Origin of the sequence: Marinobacterium sp. xm-m-312, from assembly GCF_013283295.1 — a bacterium.
Lineage (GTDB): Bacteria > Pseudomonadota > Gammaproteobacteria > Pseudomonadales > Balneatricaceae > Marinobacterium_E.
On the sequence record NZ_WBYS01000008.1, the window covers coordinates 68,439 to 81,891 of the forward strand.

Consider the following 13,453-nt stretch of genomic DNA (forward strand, 5'->3'; position numbering starts at 1 on the left):
GTCCCAGAATGAGCCCTTTTAGGCTACGTCGAACTGAATATTGATAGCGTGGTAGCCGCTCTCGACGGGTTTAGCGTCAAAGACGACCTCTTGACCCGCTTTAAGGGTTTTATAGCCCTCTTTCTGAATAGCACTGAAGTGTACGAAAAGCTCCTGATCAAACTGATCACACAGAATAAATCCAAAACCTTTGACGTTGTTGAACCACTTCACCTGACCTCTATGCATGACATCCTCCTATGCAATCTGATCTGTAACATGAGTGCGTAAACTGGTTAAATGAACGATCCGTAATGGGTTCAACACACTGACTGTCTGTTACACTGAAAGAGTATTTAGCGGGCGCTGGGTAATGAAGCGCTTTTCAAAAAATGCATAAACTCTAAAGCGGTAATTTTTTATATTTAGATTAATTTGGTGAAAATGAGTATTACAAAGCGTCATGCACAGCCTGAAATGTCCGATCAAGACGACGATCAACAGCATCCACCGGGATTGGCCACGGCTGAGGCGAAACCTGAATTAAAGCAACCCTCGCTCTATCGAGTGCTGCTTATGAACGATGACTACACGCCGATGGAGTTTGTGGTTCAAGTGTTAATGGGCTTCTTCAACATGAGTGAAGAGAAAGCCACTCAAGTGATGTTGGCCGTTCATACCCAGGGCAAAGGTGTCTGTGGCGTCTATACTAAAGATGTTGCTGAGACAAAAGCGGCACAAGTTAATCAGTATTCACGTGACAATAAACATCCGCTACTCTGTGAAGTAGAGCAGGCATAAGGAGATTCGCTATGTTGAATCGAGAGTTAGAAGATACTCTAAGTCAGGCTTTTCAGTCGGCTAGTACGTCTCGTCACGAGTTTTTGACCGTCGAGCATCTGTTATTGGCCTTGATCGATAATCGTCATGCATTTGAAGTGTTGGCTGCCTGTGGGGCTGACTTTGATGCTCTGGTCAATCAGCTTCACAACTTCCTTAAAGAGACAACGCCTCAGCTTCCCGATAATGTCGAAGCGTCCGAAACCCAGCCAACACTTGGTTTTCAGCGGGTCCTTCAGCGCGCGGTGTTTCATGTCCAGTCGTCGGGCAAGACCGAGGTCACCGGCGCCAATGTTCTGGTTGCTATTTTCAGTGAGCAAGAGAGCCAAGCTGTTTACTTCCTTAAGATGCAAGGGATAGAGCGGTTGGACGTCGTGAACTTTTTATCGCATGGCGTATCGGACAGTGAGTCAGAGAATGAGCAGCAGTCTGCTGCAGCGGACGCGAAAGATGAGCAGAAACAGGAGAGTGCGCTCTCTAAGTATGCGATCAATTTAAACAAACAGGCAGCGGTTGGTCAGATCGACCCGCTGGTGGGGCGTGACTCAGAGGTTGAGCGTGTCGTTCAGATTCTGTCACGTCGTCGCAAGAATAATCCGCTGTTAGTGGGTGAGGCCGGTGTCGGTAAGACAGCCATTGCAGAGGGTTTGGCGAAGCTAATCATTGAAGAGCAAGTGCCTGATGTGATTGCCAATTCGGTTGTCTACTCCTTAGATTTGGGTGCCCTGGTTGCTGGGACGAAGTATCGTGGCGACTTTGAAAAACGCCTTAAGTCACTGCTGAACGAGATCAAAGATCAACGCGAAGCGATTCTGTTTATTGATGAAATCCACACCATTATTGGCGCCGGGGCCACTTCGGGTGGCTCTATGGATGCCAGTAATCTGCTTAAGCCTCTTTTAAGTTCAGGTCAGTTGCGCTGTATTGGATCAACGACTTTCCAAGAGTTCCGCGGCATCTTTGAGAAAGATCGTGCCTTGGCTCGCCGTTTCCAAAAAGTGGATGTGTTAGAGCCTAGTGTTGAAGATACCTACCAAATTTTGAAAGGTCTTCGATCACGCTTTGAAGAGCATCACGAGATTCGTTACACCGATGCTGCACTGAAGTCGGCGGCTGAAATGGCGGATCGATACATCAATGAGAAGCATCTTCCAGACAAGGCGATCGATGTGATCGATGAGGCGGGTGCCTATCAGCGACTCATTCCTGAAGAGGATCGAGTTGAAGCGATTGATGTGCCAGAAATCGAGACGATTGTTGCTAAGATCGCTCGAATTCCGCCTAAGTCGGTTTCAGCCTCTGACAAACAACAGTTGGCTAAGCTTGATACCAATTTGAAAATGGTCGTATTGGGTCAGGATGAAGCGATCGATAACCTTTCGGCTGCTATCAAACTATCACGTGCCGGACTTAAAGAGCCTAACAAGCCGGTCGGTAGCTTCTTATTTGCAGGGCCAACAGGTGTGGGTAAAACTGAGGTGACATCGCAACTGGCTCGTATTCTAGGTATTGAGCTGATTCGTTTTGATATGTCGGAATACATGGAGCGCCATACCGTCTCCCGATTGATCGGTGCGCCACCAGGGTACGTTGGTTTTGACCAGGGTGGTCTGTTGACCGAGGCGGTGACTAAATCACCGCACGCTGTTGTGCTGCTTGATGAGATAGAGAAAGCTCACCCCGAGGTCTTTAATCTACTGTTGCAGGTGATGGACAACGGTACCTTGACCGACAATAACGGTCGTAAAGCTGATTTCCGTAACGTGATCCTAATCATGACCACTAATGCCGGTGCTGAGGATATGGGGCGAGCCAGCTTCGGTTTTGCTAAACAAGACCATAGCAGTGACGGTATGGAGGCGATTAAACGACTCTTTACACCTGAATTCCGTAACCGTTTGGACTCTATCGTTCAGTTCAAAGCGCTGACGAGAGAGATCGTGCGTGGTGTGGTCGATAAGTTCCTTATGGAGTTACAGGTTCAGCTAGACGATAAAAAGGTCAGTATTCATGCTAGTGATGAAGCCTGCGATTGGCTGGCCGAGCATGGCTATGATGAGAAAATGGGTGCGCGTCCAATGCGTCGCCTAATTCAAGAGAAGATCAAAAAGCCGTTGGCTGAGAAGATCCTGTTTGGTGAACTGTCTGAAGAGGGCGGTTCTGTTGAGATTATAGTGAACTCGGAAGGTGAACTCGATCTTGAAACCAGCACAGAAACAAAAATGGCCACTGTATAGTGGCCATTTTTTTGTAGGTCTCGATTAACGAGCGCGGTAAGTGATACGACCCTTATTCAAATCGTAAGGAGTCAGTTCAACTTTAACCTTGTCACCCGTAAGGATACGGATGTAGTTTTTACGCATTTTGCCAGAGATGTGCGCGATTACTACGTGACCATTCTCTAGTTCTACACGGAACATCGTGTTTGGAAGGGTATCGATTACCGTTCCTTCCATTTCAAAAGCGTCTTCTTTAGCCATTAATACCTACCTTTGGAATTCTTTACCAAGTATCGCTTAGCGTGGAATTGATCGCTTTTGTGCGTTACTTGACCTGAAGGTCGCGTATTCTGCACTAAATTGCTAAAAAAGTGAAATAGTTTAGGTTGCAGCCTCAAGTCGGGTAGACAATCACTTGATCATATCGTCCGTGGCATCAACCCAAACATCATCCAACAAGATCTCAATCGGTTGATACTGTGTTTTGTAGGCCATCTTTTTACAGTTTTTCACCCAGTAACCTAGGTAGTTGTAGGGAAGGTTAATCTGTTTTAGATGCTCCATCTGCCAGAGAACAGCAAACACGCCAAGGCTGCGTTGATCATGATCAGGACTAAAAAAGCTGTAGACCGCTGATAGACCATCAACGAGCTGATCCGTCACAGCGACCGCGAGCAGTTCACCATCAGTATCACGGTACAGGTGAAACTGCGTGCTTTGGTTGCTCTCCACTAGAAAGCTGATGAATTGATCTTGTGAGGGTGGGTACATATCACCGTCATCATGGCGTGCGTTGATGTAACGGGCGTAGAGATCGTAAATCTCTTCATCGAAACGAGGTTCTATCGTCTCAACTAAGATGTCTCGGTTTTTGTTCCAAATGCGACGTTGAGATTTTGAGCGTTTAAAACGATCGACCGGAATACGCGCTGAAATACAGGCAGCACAGCCATCGCAATGGGGGCGGTAAACGTGGGTGCCACTGCGTCGGAAGCCATATTGAGTCAGTTGCGAGTAGGTCGATTTATCCAGGGGTGCTTGTGGGTCGACGAAAAGAGTTTTCGCTGTCGCTCGCTCTATATAGCTGCAGTCATGATCGGGCGTGACAAAAAACTTAAGCGTTTGCAGATTCGACATCGGGATACCAATTTCGCTTTGCCCAAGGGTTGTGGCTAGGCGTCCTTTTGCATTGTGTTAACAGCTGTTCAAACTCGGTCCGTTCGATCTCAACTGCACCCAGTGAGGCCAGATGTGGATTGTAGATCTGGCAATCAATTACAGCATAGTTCGCTTTTTCTAATTCTGCACAAAGAATTTTAGTGGCCAGTTTAGACGCGTCTGGTACACGCGAAAACATCGACTCGCCAAAAAAGAGTCGTCCGATCGCAATGCCGTATAAACCACCGACAAGTTGATCATCTAGGTAAACCTCTACAGAGTGGGCGATCCCTTGATGATGCAGCTCGGTGTAGGCGGAAATAATCTGCTCGCTTATCCAAGTGCCTTCCTCACCTCTGGGCGCAGCACACTGCCTAATAACCTCTTCGAACTGAAAGTCGATTCTGACGGTGAATTGCTCTTTTCTTAGGCGTTTTTTAAGCGATTTTGATTCATGGAATTGTGTTGGGTAGAGCACGCAGCGGGGGGAGGGTGACCACCATAGAATCGGGTCGTCTTCGCTAAACCAAGGGAATATCCCCTGTGGGTAGGCGGCAGCTAACCAGGCTGCATTCAGCTCCCCGCCGGCAGCCAACAACCCGTTTGGGTCATCGAGTGCGAGGCGGGTGTCTGGGAAATAGGGCTCTCCCGGAGTGAGCCAGGGGATCATTAGATTACTTAGCTAGATCGTCAAGGTAGCGTTCTGCATCTAGGGCTGCCATACAGCCAAAACCAGCTGAGGTGATCGCTTGACGGTATGAGTGGTCAGCGACGTCACCGGCTGCGAATACCCCTTCAATACTGGTTTGAGTGGCGTTACCTTCAAGACCTGTTTTGATTTTAAGGTAGCCATGTTGCATATCCAGCTGGCCGTCAAAGAGTTCAGTGTTGGGTTTGTGGCCGATTGCAATGAAGACACCTTGAGCGTCAATCTCTTGAGTCTCACCAGTTTCGGTACTTTTCACGCGAATTCCGGTTACACCCATATCGTCGCCCAGCACTTCATCTAGTTGATTGTTCCACATCAGAGTGATGTTGCCATTCTCGGCACGTTCAAAAATCTTATCTTGCAGGATCTTTTCAGAGCGCAAGGTATCGCGACGGTGAACAAGGACCACCTCTTTCGCAATGTTCGAGAGATAGAGTGCCTCTTCCACGGCCGTGTTACCACCACCCACAACCACTACCTTTTGATTGCGGTAGAAGAAACCGTCACAGGTTGCACAGGCGCTTACCCCTTTGCCTTTAAACGCCTCTTCAGAGTCCAAACCGAGGTATTGAGCGGAGGCGCCGGTTGCAATGATCAGAGCATCACAAGTGTAGACGCCAGTATCACCGGTTAGACGGAATGGACGCTCCGTCAATTCAGCTTTATTGATGTGGTCGTAGATGATTTCGGTGTTGAAGCGTTCGGCGTGCGCTTGCATGCGCTGCATCAATTCAGGACCTTGAACACCCTCAGCATCACCTGGCCAGTTGTCGACATCGGTGGTTGTGGTTAGCTGACCGCCCGCTTGCATACCCGTGATAACAACCGGATTTAGGTTGGCGCGAGCTGCGTAGACAGCAGCAGTGTATCCGGCAGGGCCAGAACCAAGAATGATAAGACTGTGGTGTTTAACGTCACTCATAGAAATGTTTCCAAATAAGATGTCATAAAAATGGGTCTAAAGGGTTTATGGGGGTGAATCCCTTTTTTTCAATCACAAGACCTAACCTACCACTTTATGGTATTTTCCCACAGCATAAAGTTGATTGAATTAAGGGTATTTTTTTGAGTAGTAATCAATCGCTGTCAACATTGACGCTAACCACCCAGTTGAACCGTGTGGTTCGCGAAACCTTGCTGGTGTTACTGATCGGTTTAAACCTGCTGTTTATGCTGAGTTTGATCAGTTACGACACGCGTGATTCGGGTTGGTCACATCAAGGGTATCAATCAGAAATTAGCAACTGGGCCGGCTGGTTCGGTGCATGGATTGCAGACTACTCGGTCTCTTGGTTTGGGGTAGTTGCGTTTGTTATTCCCTTTATTTTGGTTGTCCCTGCCTACCGTTGGTTGCGTCGTCGCTACATTGGCACCCTAGATATGTTGCCCTTTGTGGTAATGCGAACCCTAGGTGCGCTGTTATTTGTTCTTTCGGCCTCTTGTCTAGCCTCAATTCACATTAGCAATGCGGATCTTGGGTTGCCTTTCTCCGCTGGTGGGATTTCCGGTCAAGCGCTGGGTGATTTTGCGGTTCGTTGGTTGAATGTAGCCGGTGCCACCGTCGTATTGTGGATTGCTCTGTTAATCGGCCTAACACTCTATGTTGACTCAAGCTGGCGTCAGGTATTGGATTCTATCGGTGGTGGGTTAGAGACGCTCTGGCAGAGTCTTTTTGCGAAGAGCGAAGAGGAGACTCAAAAAGCGACAGTCTCTGAGCGCCCTATGGAAGTTCGTGTTGCAAAAAGAGCAGCGATGCAACGGGTAGAGCCTGATTTTGAAGTTGAGCCGGGTAGCATGGAGTCACTTCCGGTGGTCGATTTCGGAGAGCCTTCGTTTGACTCTTCGCGTTCTAAACCGCTTGAGATCAAGACCATGGATGATCTGACTGTGGGTTCTGAGGCTAAGTCAGACGGTGCGGAGGTTAAGCCTGCGTCGAAATCGGTTTTTGACGATGCTAACCGCGAGGATGCTGAGAAGCGAACACCGAAAATCGTGCCCCTCTCTGAGACTCATAAACCCTTAGATAGCGATGATGATGCTGAGCCGGTGAAACCCAAAGCCGCTGTGAAGCCTAAGGTGAAAATTCCGAGTCTTGATCTGCTCGATCCACCAGAGATACAGACCGATCAGGGCTATACGGAAGAGGAGGTGGAGCATCTCTCTCGTCTTCTTGAGCAGAAGTTGAATGACTTTGGTGTCGTCGCTGAAGTGGTTGAGGTCAATCCCGGGCCAGTGATCACTCGCTTTGAGATTCAACCAGCTCCTGGTGTTAAAGCCAGCAAAATTTCAAATCTGGCCAAAGATTTGGCACGTTCAATGGCCGTCAGTGCCGTGCGTGTCGTTGAAGTGATTCCCGGTAAGTCGGTGATGGGTATTGAGATACCTAATCACTCTCGTCAGATGGTGCGTCTCTCTGAGGTGCTTAACTCTAAACCCTATCTGGGTGCAGCCTCTAAATTGACGCTGGCGCTGGGTAATGACATCGCCGGCAACCCTGTTGTGGCCAACCTTGCCAAGATGCCTCACTTGCTCGTAGCAGGTACTACCGGTTCCGGTAAGTCGGTTGGCGTAAACGCTATGCTTCTGAGTCTGCTCTATAAGGCAACTCCCGAAGAGCTGCGTTTAATGCTGGTCGATCCTAAGATGCTTGAGCTCTCTATCTATGATGGCATTCCACATCTGTTAACACCGGTGATTACCGATATGAAAGAGGCGGCCGGTGGTCTACGTTGGTGTGTGGCAGAGATGGAAGATCGTTACCGTCTAATGGCGAAAGTGGGTGTGCGCAACATAGCCGGGTTCAATGATAAGGTTCGTGAAGCGGCCGCTGCCGGTCAGCCTTTGAGGGATCCGCTATGGAATCCGATGGAGCAGGGGCTTTCACCGACAGACCCTGCGCCGGAACTGCAGACACTCCCTTACATTGTGGTGGTGATCGATGAGTTCGCCGACATGATGATGATTGTCGGTAAAAAAGTGGAAGAGTTGATTGCACGTATTGCACAAAAAGCCCGCGCTGCTGGTATTCACTTGATTCTTGCAACCCAGCGTCCATCGGTTGATGTGATTACCGGCTTGATTAAAGCCAACGTCCCGACTCGCATCGGTTTTCAGGTCTCCTCTAAAATTGACTCTAGAACCATTCTCGATCAGTCGGGTGCTGAGAACCTGTTGGGTAACGGCGATATGCTCTACCTGCCTGCCGGTACCAGTGTGCCAAATCGTGTTCACGGTGCGTTTGTGAGTGATGACGAGGTACACCGTGTGGTTGAAGCATGGAAGGCTCTGGGTGAACCTGAATTTATCGATGCCATCCTAAACGGTGAGGCAGAGGGTGGCGCTGCAGCTGGCGGTGGCGGTGGCCTATTTGATGATGAAGCCGACCCACTCTATGACGAGGCGGTCGCGTTTGTCTTAGAAACTCGTAAAGCGTCTATATCGTCCGTGCAGCGCAAGCTAAAAATTGGTTACAACCGTGCAGCTAGAATGATCGAAACGATGGAGGCGGCCGGTGTTGTCTCGCCACCAGGATCGAACGGTCAGCGAGAGGTTATGGCACCGGCTGGCCCAAGGGATTAATGAGATGTTGAGATTCACTAAAATCGCACTGCTCCTGCTAGTGTCGCTGCCGATGATGGCCTGGGCCCAAACGGCTGATCAGTTATCTGCACTGCTTCAGTCCCACGCTAGGCTCTCTGCTGCGTTTCAGCAGTACACCCTAGGTGATGATAATTTAAAGTCTGAAAATGCCTCTGGCCGCTTGTGGATTGAAGGGGTTGATCGTTTTCGCTGGGAGACGGAGAGCCCCTTTCCACAAACCATCATCAGTGATGGCCAATGGTTGTGGGTCTATGATCCGGATTTAGAACAGGCGACTCAACGCCCATTGGGCGAGGGCGAAGTGATGACCCCGGCTCGCGTATTGGGTGGTGATGTTGAACAGTTGAATCGCTATTTTAATGTTCAGCAGATTGAGGCCGGCGCCGGAAACAGTCTGTTCGAGTTAACGCCAAAAGAGGAAGGGAGTGCGGAGTTCCAATCCCTGCGCCTACTCTTTAGTGGTGATCTACTTGCCGAACTGTTGATACAAGATGGGCTAGGTCAGCGTTCCCTCATTATGTTGAGTGAACAGAGTTTTCCGGCTGCTTTTGATCAGACGATGTTTCGTTTTGTGCCTCCCGCATCGGTTGATGTGATCCTGATGGATCAAAACGGATGAGTGATCTATTCGAAGACGCTCCAGTAACGGCTTATGAGCCGTTAGCGTCTCGCATGCGCCCAAGGTCCTTAGAAGAGTATCGAGGGCAAGAGCACCTCTTTTCTGAGGGCAAGGCGTTGCGTCGCCAACTCGAACAGGGGTCAATCCACTCGCTGATTCTGTGGGGGCCGCCAGGTGTTGGCAAAACGACGTTAGCCAGACTGATTGCATACTATGTAGACGCTGAGTTTATCTCTATCTCTGCTGTTATGGATGGCGTCAAAGAGGTCCGTGCAGCGGTTGAACGGGCCAAGATGTTACGTCAGCAGAGTGGTCGTCAGTCGATCCTCTTTGTTGATGAGGTTCATCGTTTCAATAAATCTCAGCAGGATGCTTTCCTCCCCTATGTTGAGGAGGGGACGCTGATCTTTATTGGCGCCACAACTGAAAACCCCTCGTTTGAATTGAATAATGCCTTGCTGTCGCGCGCCCGTGTCTATCCGTTAAAAGCGTTAACGGCAGAGACTTTAGAGGCGTTACTAGAACAGACCCTCAGTAGCCCAAGAGGCCTTGCAGATCGTGATCTAATTTTTGAGGAAGGGGCTTTGACAGCGCTGGCTCAGGCGGCTGATGGTGATGCACGTCGCGCGTTAAATCTGCTTGAAATCGCTGCGGACCTCTCTGAACCCGTCGAGGGTAAAGAGTACGTGTCGATCGCCGCGCTATCTGATGTGCTCGCTGCAGGGGTGCGCCGCTATGATAAGGACGGTGATCTCTTCTATGACCAGATTTCAGCCTTTCACAAATCGGTGAGGGGCTCCAGTTCAGATGGTGCGCTCTACTGGTACTGTCGTATGTTGGATGCGGGTTGCGATCCTCTCTACATTGCGCGCCGCTTAGTTGCCATCGCCTCGGAGGATATTGGTAATGCAGATCCCAGGGCGATGCAGGTGGTGTTGAGTGCTTGGGATGCCTTTGAGCGTGTCGGCCCTGCCGAGGGTGAGCGAGCCATTGCTCAGGCCACTATTTACTGTGCGTTGGCGCCAAAGAGTAATGCTGTCTATCAGGCGTTTAATCAGTGCTTAGCTGATGTGGCTAAAGATCCAAGTTACGAGGTTCCAGAACACTTGCGTAACGCTCCGACTCGATTAATGAAAGAGCAGGGATTTGGTGAAGGGTATCGCTATGCTCACAATGAACCCAACGCCTATGCAGCTGGTGAATCCTACCTGCCACAGGAGATAGCAGATCGCTCCTACTATCATCCTGAAGAGCGTGGTTTAGAGATTAAACTGAGTGAGAAGATGCGCCGCTTACAAGCGGCTGATCAAGCCAGTCCGACTAAGCGTTACCCTAAGGAGAGTAGTTGATGGTCCATCTATTAAGTGTTGCTTTAGGGGGTGCTCTGGGGGCGATGGCTCGTTATTGGTTGAGTGGTTGGCTCAACAGTGCTGATCAAAAGTTACCGGTAGGTACCCTAACGGCTAACGTTGTTGGTTCGTTGTTAATGGGGGTGCTGTTTGTTTTGGTGATGGAGCGAGCTAAGTTGCCACCTGAGATGCGCCCGCTGTTAATGACCGGTTTTTTGGGGGCTTTCACCACTTTTTCTACATTTTCGCTGGAAACTGTTACCTTGATTAACGAAGGTCATGTAACGGCAGCCATCTTTTATGTACTATTGTCCGTCGTATTATCAGTCGCAGCACTTTCTGCTGCCATTTGGTTTACTCGACTGCTATAAATTTTGTAAGGATATTTGATCGATGTTAGATCCACGCCAGGTTCGTGAGAACGCAGAGGCTATTGCTGAACAGCTTAAAAAGAAAGGTTACGAGTTCCCTTTAGCGGCATTTAATGCCCTAGAGCAGGAGCGTAAACAGATTCAAGTTGAGACAGAGAACCTTCAGCAGGAGCGTAACACCCGTTCCAAGTCGATCGGCCAAGCAAAAGCACAGGGGCAAGATATCGCACCACTGTTGGCTGAAGTCGGCGAGCTAGGCGCTAAGCTTGATCAATCCAAAGAGAAACTAAACGAAGTACAAGCTAAGTTGGATGATATCCTGCTGAGCACACCGAACCTGCCCGATGACTCTGTACCGGCGGGTGAGAGCGAAGATGATAACGTTGAAGTGCGTGTATGGGGTGAGCCTGGTTCATTCGATTTTGATGTTCAAGATCATGTCTCTCTAGGTGAGGGCTTAGGCGGTCTGGATTTTGAAGTAGCTGCTAAGTTAACGGGCTCTCGTTTTGCGGTGATCAAAGGGCCTCTAGCACGTCTGCACCGAGCGCTGGCGCAGTTTATGCTGGACACTCATATTGAGAAGAACGGATACACCGAGATCAATGTTCCTTTCATGGTCAACAGTGAGTCTCTGCAAGGTACCGGTCAACTGCCTAAGTTTGAGGAAGATCTATTTAAAGTGCCGTTCGGTGAACGTCACTACTACCTGATTCCAACCGCCGAAGTGCCGGTGACTAACCTAGTTCGTGATGAGATTGTCGACGCTGAAACACTGCCGATGGCTTACGCCTGTCACAGTCCATGTTTCCGTTCTGAAGCGGGTTCAGCAGGTCGTGATACACGCGGTATGATTCGCCAACACCAGTTCGAAAAAGTTGAAATGGTTCAAATGGTTAAGCCAGATACTTCGTGGAACGCATTAGAAGAAATGTGTGGGCATGCCGAGGGTATTCTGCAAGCACTGAACCTGCCATATCGTGTGGTAAATCTGTGTGGCGGTGATCTAGGTTTCTCTGCCGCTAAGACCTATGACATCGAGGTTTGGTTACCGGGTCAGGCTAAGTATCGTGAGATCTCATCTGTCTCAAATATGACCGACTACCAAGCGCGTCGTATGCAAGCTCGTTGGAGAAATCCTGAGACAGGTAAACCAGAACTGCTTCACACACTCAACGGTTCGGGTTTGGCTGTCGGTCGTACACTGGTCGCTGTGCTTGAGAACTACCAACAAGCCGATGGCTCCGTAGTTGTTCCTGAAGTACTGAAACCTTACATGGGTGGTACTGAGGTGCTCAGCGCCTAATCGAATCGGGTAGGTTAGAGATGGAAGGTAGATTTGATCTAGTCATCGTTGGCGGCGGCATGGTCGGTGCTGCGGTGGCTCTGTCTCTAGCCGATACCCAACTTAATATCGCTCTACTAGAGCGCTCTCTGCCTGAGGCCTTCAGCGCTGATCAACCTATGGACTTGCGCGTCTCTGCTTTAAGTCCTGCCTCTATCGATCTGTTGGATCAATTAGGTGCTTGGCAGCCCATTCTCTCTTGGCGAGCTTGTCCCTATCAACGCATGCGCGTTTGGGAGATGGATGAAGATGCGCCAGGTCTAGCAGGTCAAGCAGCACGTAATTTAGCAACAGAATTCTCTGCCCAAGAGATCTCAATGTCCGAGCTGGGCTACATAGTTGAGAACCGTCTGGTTCAACGGGCGCTACTAGATCAATTGAGTGGCCAGAGTAATATCAGTTTAATCACTGACGGGGTTGAGCGGATCGACTACTCGGCGGCATCGACCATCATAGAACTCGATTCGGGTAAGTCGTTAATGACCCCTCTGGTGATAGCCGCGGATGGTGGGCAGTCAATGGTGCGTGATGCGGCTGCATTAGGCGCACATCAGTGGGACTACGAGCAGATGGCCATGGTCATTAACGTTGAGACGCTGTTGCCGCAACAGGATATTACTTGGCAGCAGTTCTACCCATCGGGCCCAAGAGCGCTACTGCCTCTGCCAGGATCGAATGCATCCTTGGTTTGGTACGACGCGCCTGAGCGGGTACAGCAGTTGATGTCGATGGAGTTCGATCAACTTAAAACGACCATCGAAGCCAATTTCCCAAATCGATTGGGTGGCATCAAATCGATTCAAGCAAGAGCCAGTTTTCCGCTGCGCCGTCTGCATGCCCAGCGCTATGTGGACGAGGGCGTTGCTCTTCTGGGGGATGCTGCACACCAGATCAATCCATTAGCCGGTCAGGGGGTTAATTTAGGATTTCAGGATGTCGTTGCGTTTTCAGAGGTAATTCATGATGCGCTGTCTCGAAATGAGTCGATCAGCTCAGTTGATGTACTTAAACGCTACGAACAGAAACGACGCAACGCTAATCTATTGATGATGCAATCGATGGATCTCTTCTATCGCCTGTTCAGTAATCAGAAAAAGCCCCTCAAATTGGTACGCAATCTAATGCTAGGTATTGCAGGTGCTGCCAAACCCGCACGCGTAAAAGCGCTAAGAATCGCTTCAGGGATTGATCGGTTTTAAACGGTTGGAGCCTTATCGAAGATGAGGCGATTTTCTTCCGATCGCGGCCTTTTCAAGACCGCTCCAAC

General features: G+C 49.6%; 13 protein-coding genes. 8 read left to right on the plus strand and 5 right to left on the minus strand.

The genetic code is table 11. The annotated features are described in order from the left end of the window. Positions 1-18 precede the first annotated feature (18 nt). Complete coding sequence (locus XMM312_RS10455) at positions 19-228, minus strand: cold shock domain-containing protein (RefSeq protein ID WP_173481041.1); 210 nt, start codon at positions 226-228, stop codon at positions 19-21. Positions 229-423: 195 nt separating this feature from the next. Here XMM312_RS10455 and clpS point away from each other — a divergent pair, with 195 nt between their 5' ends. Then, positions 424-780: an ATP-dependent Clp protease adapter ClpS gene (clpS, locus tag XMM312_RS10460; RefSeq protein ID WP_217362057.1), complete on the plus strand. Its 357-nt coding sequence runs from the start codon at positions 424-426 to the stop codon at positions 778-780. Positions 781-791: 11 nt separating this feature from the next. Beyond that, positions 792-3,056 (plus strand): ATP-dependent Clp protease ATP-binding subunit ClpA, encoded by a 2,265-nt coding sequence (clpA, locus tag XMM312_RS10465; RefSeq protein WP_173489211.1) that lies wholly within the window; start codon positions 792-794, stop codon positions 3,054-3,056. Positions 3,057-3,080: 24 nt separating this feature from the next. Here clpA and infA read toward each other — a convergent pair whose 3' ends face one another. From infA to trxB, 4 genes are all read right to left on the minus strand, one after another. Beyond that, positions 3,081-3,299 (minus strand): translation initiation factor IF-1, encoded by a 219-nt coding sequence (infA, locus tag XMM312_RS10470; protein ID WP_169450742.1) that lies wholly within the window; start codon positions 3,297-3,299, stop codon positions 3,081-3,083. 150 nt (positions 3,300-3,449) lie between these two features. Next, a complete protein-coding gene (locus XMM312_RS10475; RefSeq protein WP_173489212.1) occupies positions 3,450-4,175 on the minus strand; it encodes an arginyltransferase in 726 nt (241 codons plus the stop codon). Continuing rightward, complete coding sequence (gene aat, locus XMM312_RS10480) at positions 4,153-4,866, minus strand: leucyl/phenylalanyl-tRNA--protein transferase (RefSeq protein ID WP_173489213.1); 714 nt, start codon at positions 4,864-4,866, stop codon at positions 4,153-4,155. The genes XMM312_RS10475 and aat overlap by 23 nt, the downstream gene beginning before the upstream one ends. 4 nt (positions 4,867-4,870) lie before the next feature. Continuing rightward, positions 4,871-5,827 carry a thioredoxin-disulfide reductase gene (gene trxB / locus XMM312_RS10485; RefSeq protein WP_173481037.1) on the minus strand — a complete coding sequence of 319 codons (957 nt, stop codon included), beginning with the start codon at positions 5,825-5,827 and terminating at the stop codon, positions 4,871-4,873. 143 nt (positions 5,828-5,970) lie between these two features. Here trxB and XMM312_RS10490 point away from each other — a divergent pair, with 143 nt between their 5' ends. The 6 genes from XMM312_RS10490 to XMM312_RS10515 are packed head-to-tail and all read left to right on the plus strand — an operon-like array spanning position 5,971 to position 13,385. After that, positions 5,971-8,484 (plus strand): DNA translocase FtsK, encoded by a 2,514-nt coding sequence (locus XMM312_RS10490; protein WP_173489214.1) that lies wholly within the window; start codon positions 5,971-5,973, stop codon positions 8,482-8,484. A 4-nt stretch (positions 8,485-8,488) separates the two neighbouring features. Next, the gene (gene lolA / locus XMM312_RS10495) at positions 8,489-9,124 is read left to right on the plus strand and encodes an outer membrane lipoprotein chaperone LolA (protein ID WP_173489215.1); all 636 of its coding nucleotides are present in this window, start codon (positions 8,489-8,491) and stop codon (positions 9,122-9,124) included. Beyond that, entirely contained in the window at positions 9,121-10,473 is a 1,353-nt protein-coding gene (locus tag XMM312_RS10500) for a replication-associated recombination protein A (RefSeq protein ID WP_173483681.1), read from the plus strand. Before lolA ends, XMM312_RS10500 begins: the two co-directional genes overlap by 4 nt. Next, positions 10,473-10,844, plus strand: coding sequence for a fluoride efflux transporter CrcB (gene crcB / locus XMM312_RS10505; RefSeq protein WP_173481033.1), 372 nt, complete (start codon positions 10,473-10,475; stop codon positions 10,842-10,844). The genes XMM312_RS10500 and crcB overlap by 1 nt, the downstream gene beginning before the upstream one ends. A 22-nt stretch (positions 10,845-10,866) precedes the next feature. Continuing rightward, a complete protein-coding gene (gene serS / locus XMM312_RS10510) occupies positions 10,867-12,147 on the plus strand; it encodes a serine--tRNA ligase (protein WP_173481032.1) in 1,281 nt (426 codons plus the stop codon). A gap of 20 nt (positions 12,148-12,167) precedes the next feature. Continuing rightward, a complete protein-coding gene (locus tag XMM312_RS10515) occupies positions 12,168-13,385 on the plus strand; it encodes an FAD-dependent monooxygenase (protein ID WP_173489216.1) in 1,218 nt (405 codons plus the stop codon). The last annotated feature ends 68 nt before the right edge of the window (positions 13,386-13,453 follow it).

Excerpts from the sequence above, each read along its gene's own strand:
- XMM312_RS10455 (WP_173481041.1), bottom strand. The coding sequence starts at position 228 with ATGCATAGAGGTCAGGTGAAGTGGTTCAACAACGTCAAAGGTTTTGGA.
- clpS (WP_217362057.1), top strand. The coding sequence starts at position 424 with ATGAGTATTACAAAGCGTCATGCACAGCCTGAAATGTCCGATCAAGAC.
- clpA (WP_173489211.1), top strand. The coding sequence starts at position 792 with ATGTTGAATCGAGAGTTAGAAGATACTCTAAGTCAGGCTTTTCAGTCG.
- infA (WP_169450742.1), bottom strand. The coding sequence starts at position 3,299 with ATGGCTAAAGAAGACGCTTTTGAAATGGAAGGAACGGTAATCGATACC.
- XMM312_RS10475 (WP_173489212.1), bottom strand. The coding sequence starts at position 4,175 with ATGTCGAATCTGCAAACGCTTAAGTTTTTTGTCACGCCCGATCATGAC.
- aat (WP_173489213.1), bottom strand. The coding sequence starts at position 4,866 with ATGATCCCCTGGCTCACTCCGGGAGAGCCCTATTTCCCAGACACCCGC.
- trxB (WP_173481037.1), bottom strand. The coding sequence starts at position 5,827 with ATGAGTGACGTTAAACACCACAGTCTTATCATTCTTGGTTCTGGCCCT.
- lolA (WP_173489215.1), top strand. The coding sequence starts at position 8,489 with ATGTTGAGATTCACTAAAATCGCACTGCTCCTGCTAGTGTCGCTGCCG.
- XMM312_RS10500 (WP_173483681.1), top strand. The coding sequence starts at position 9,121 with ATGAGTGATCTATTCGAAGACGCTCCAGTAACGGCTTATGAGCCGTTA.
- crcB (WP_173481033.1), top strand. The coding sequence starts at position 10,473 with ATGGTCCATCTATTAAGTGTTGCTTTAGGGGGTGCTCTGGGGGCGATG.
- serS (WP_173481032.1), top strand. The coding sequence starts at position 10,867 with ATGTTAGATCCACGCCAGGTTCGTGAGAACGCAGAGGCTATTGCTGAA.
- XMM312_RS10515 (WP_173489216.1), top strand. The coding sequence starts at position 12,168 with ATGGAAGGTAGATTTGATCTAGTCATCGTTGGCGGCGGCATGGTCGGT.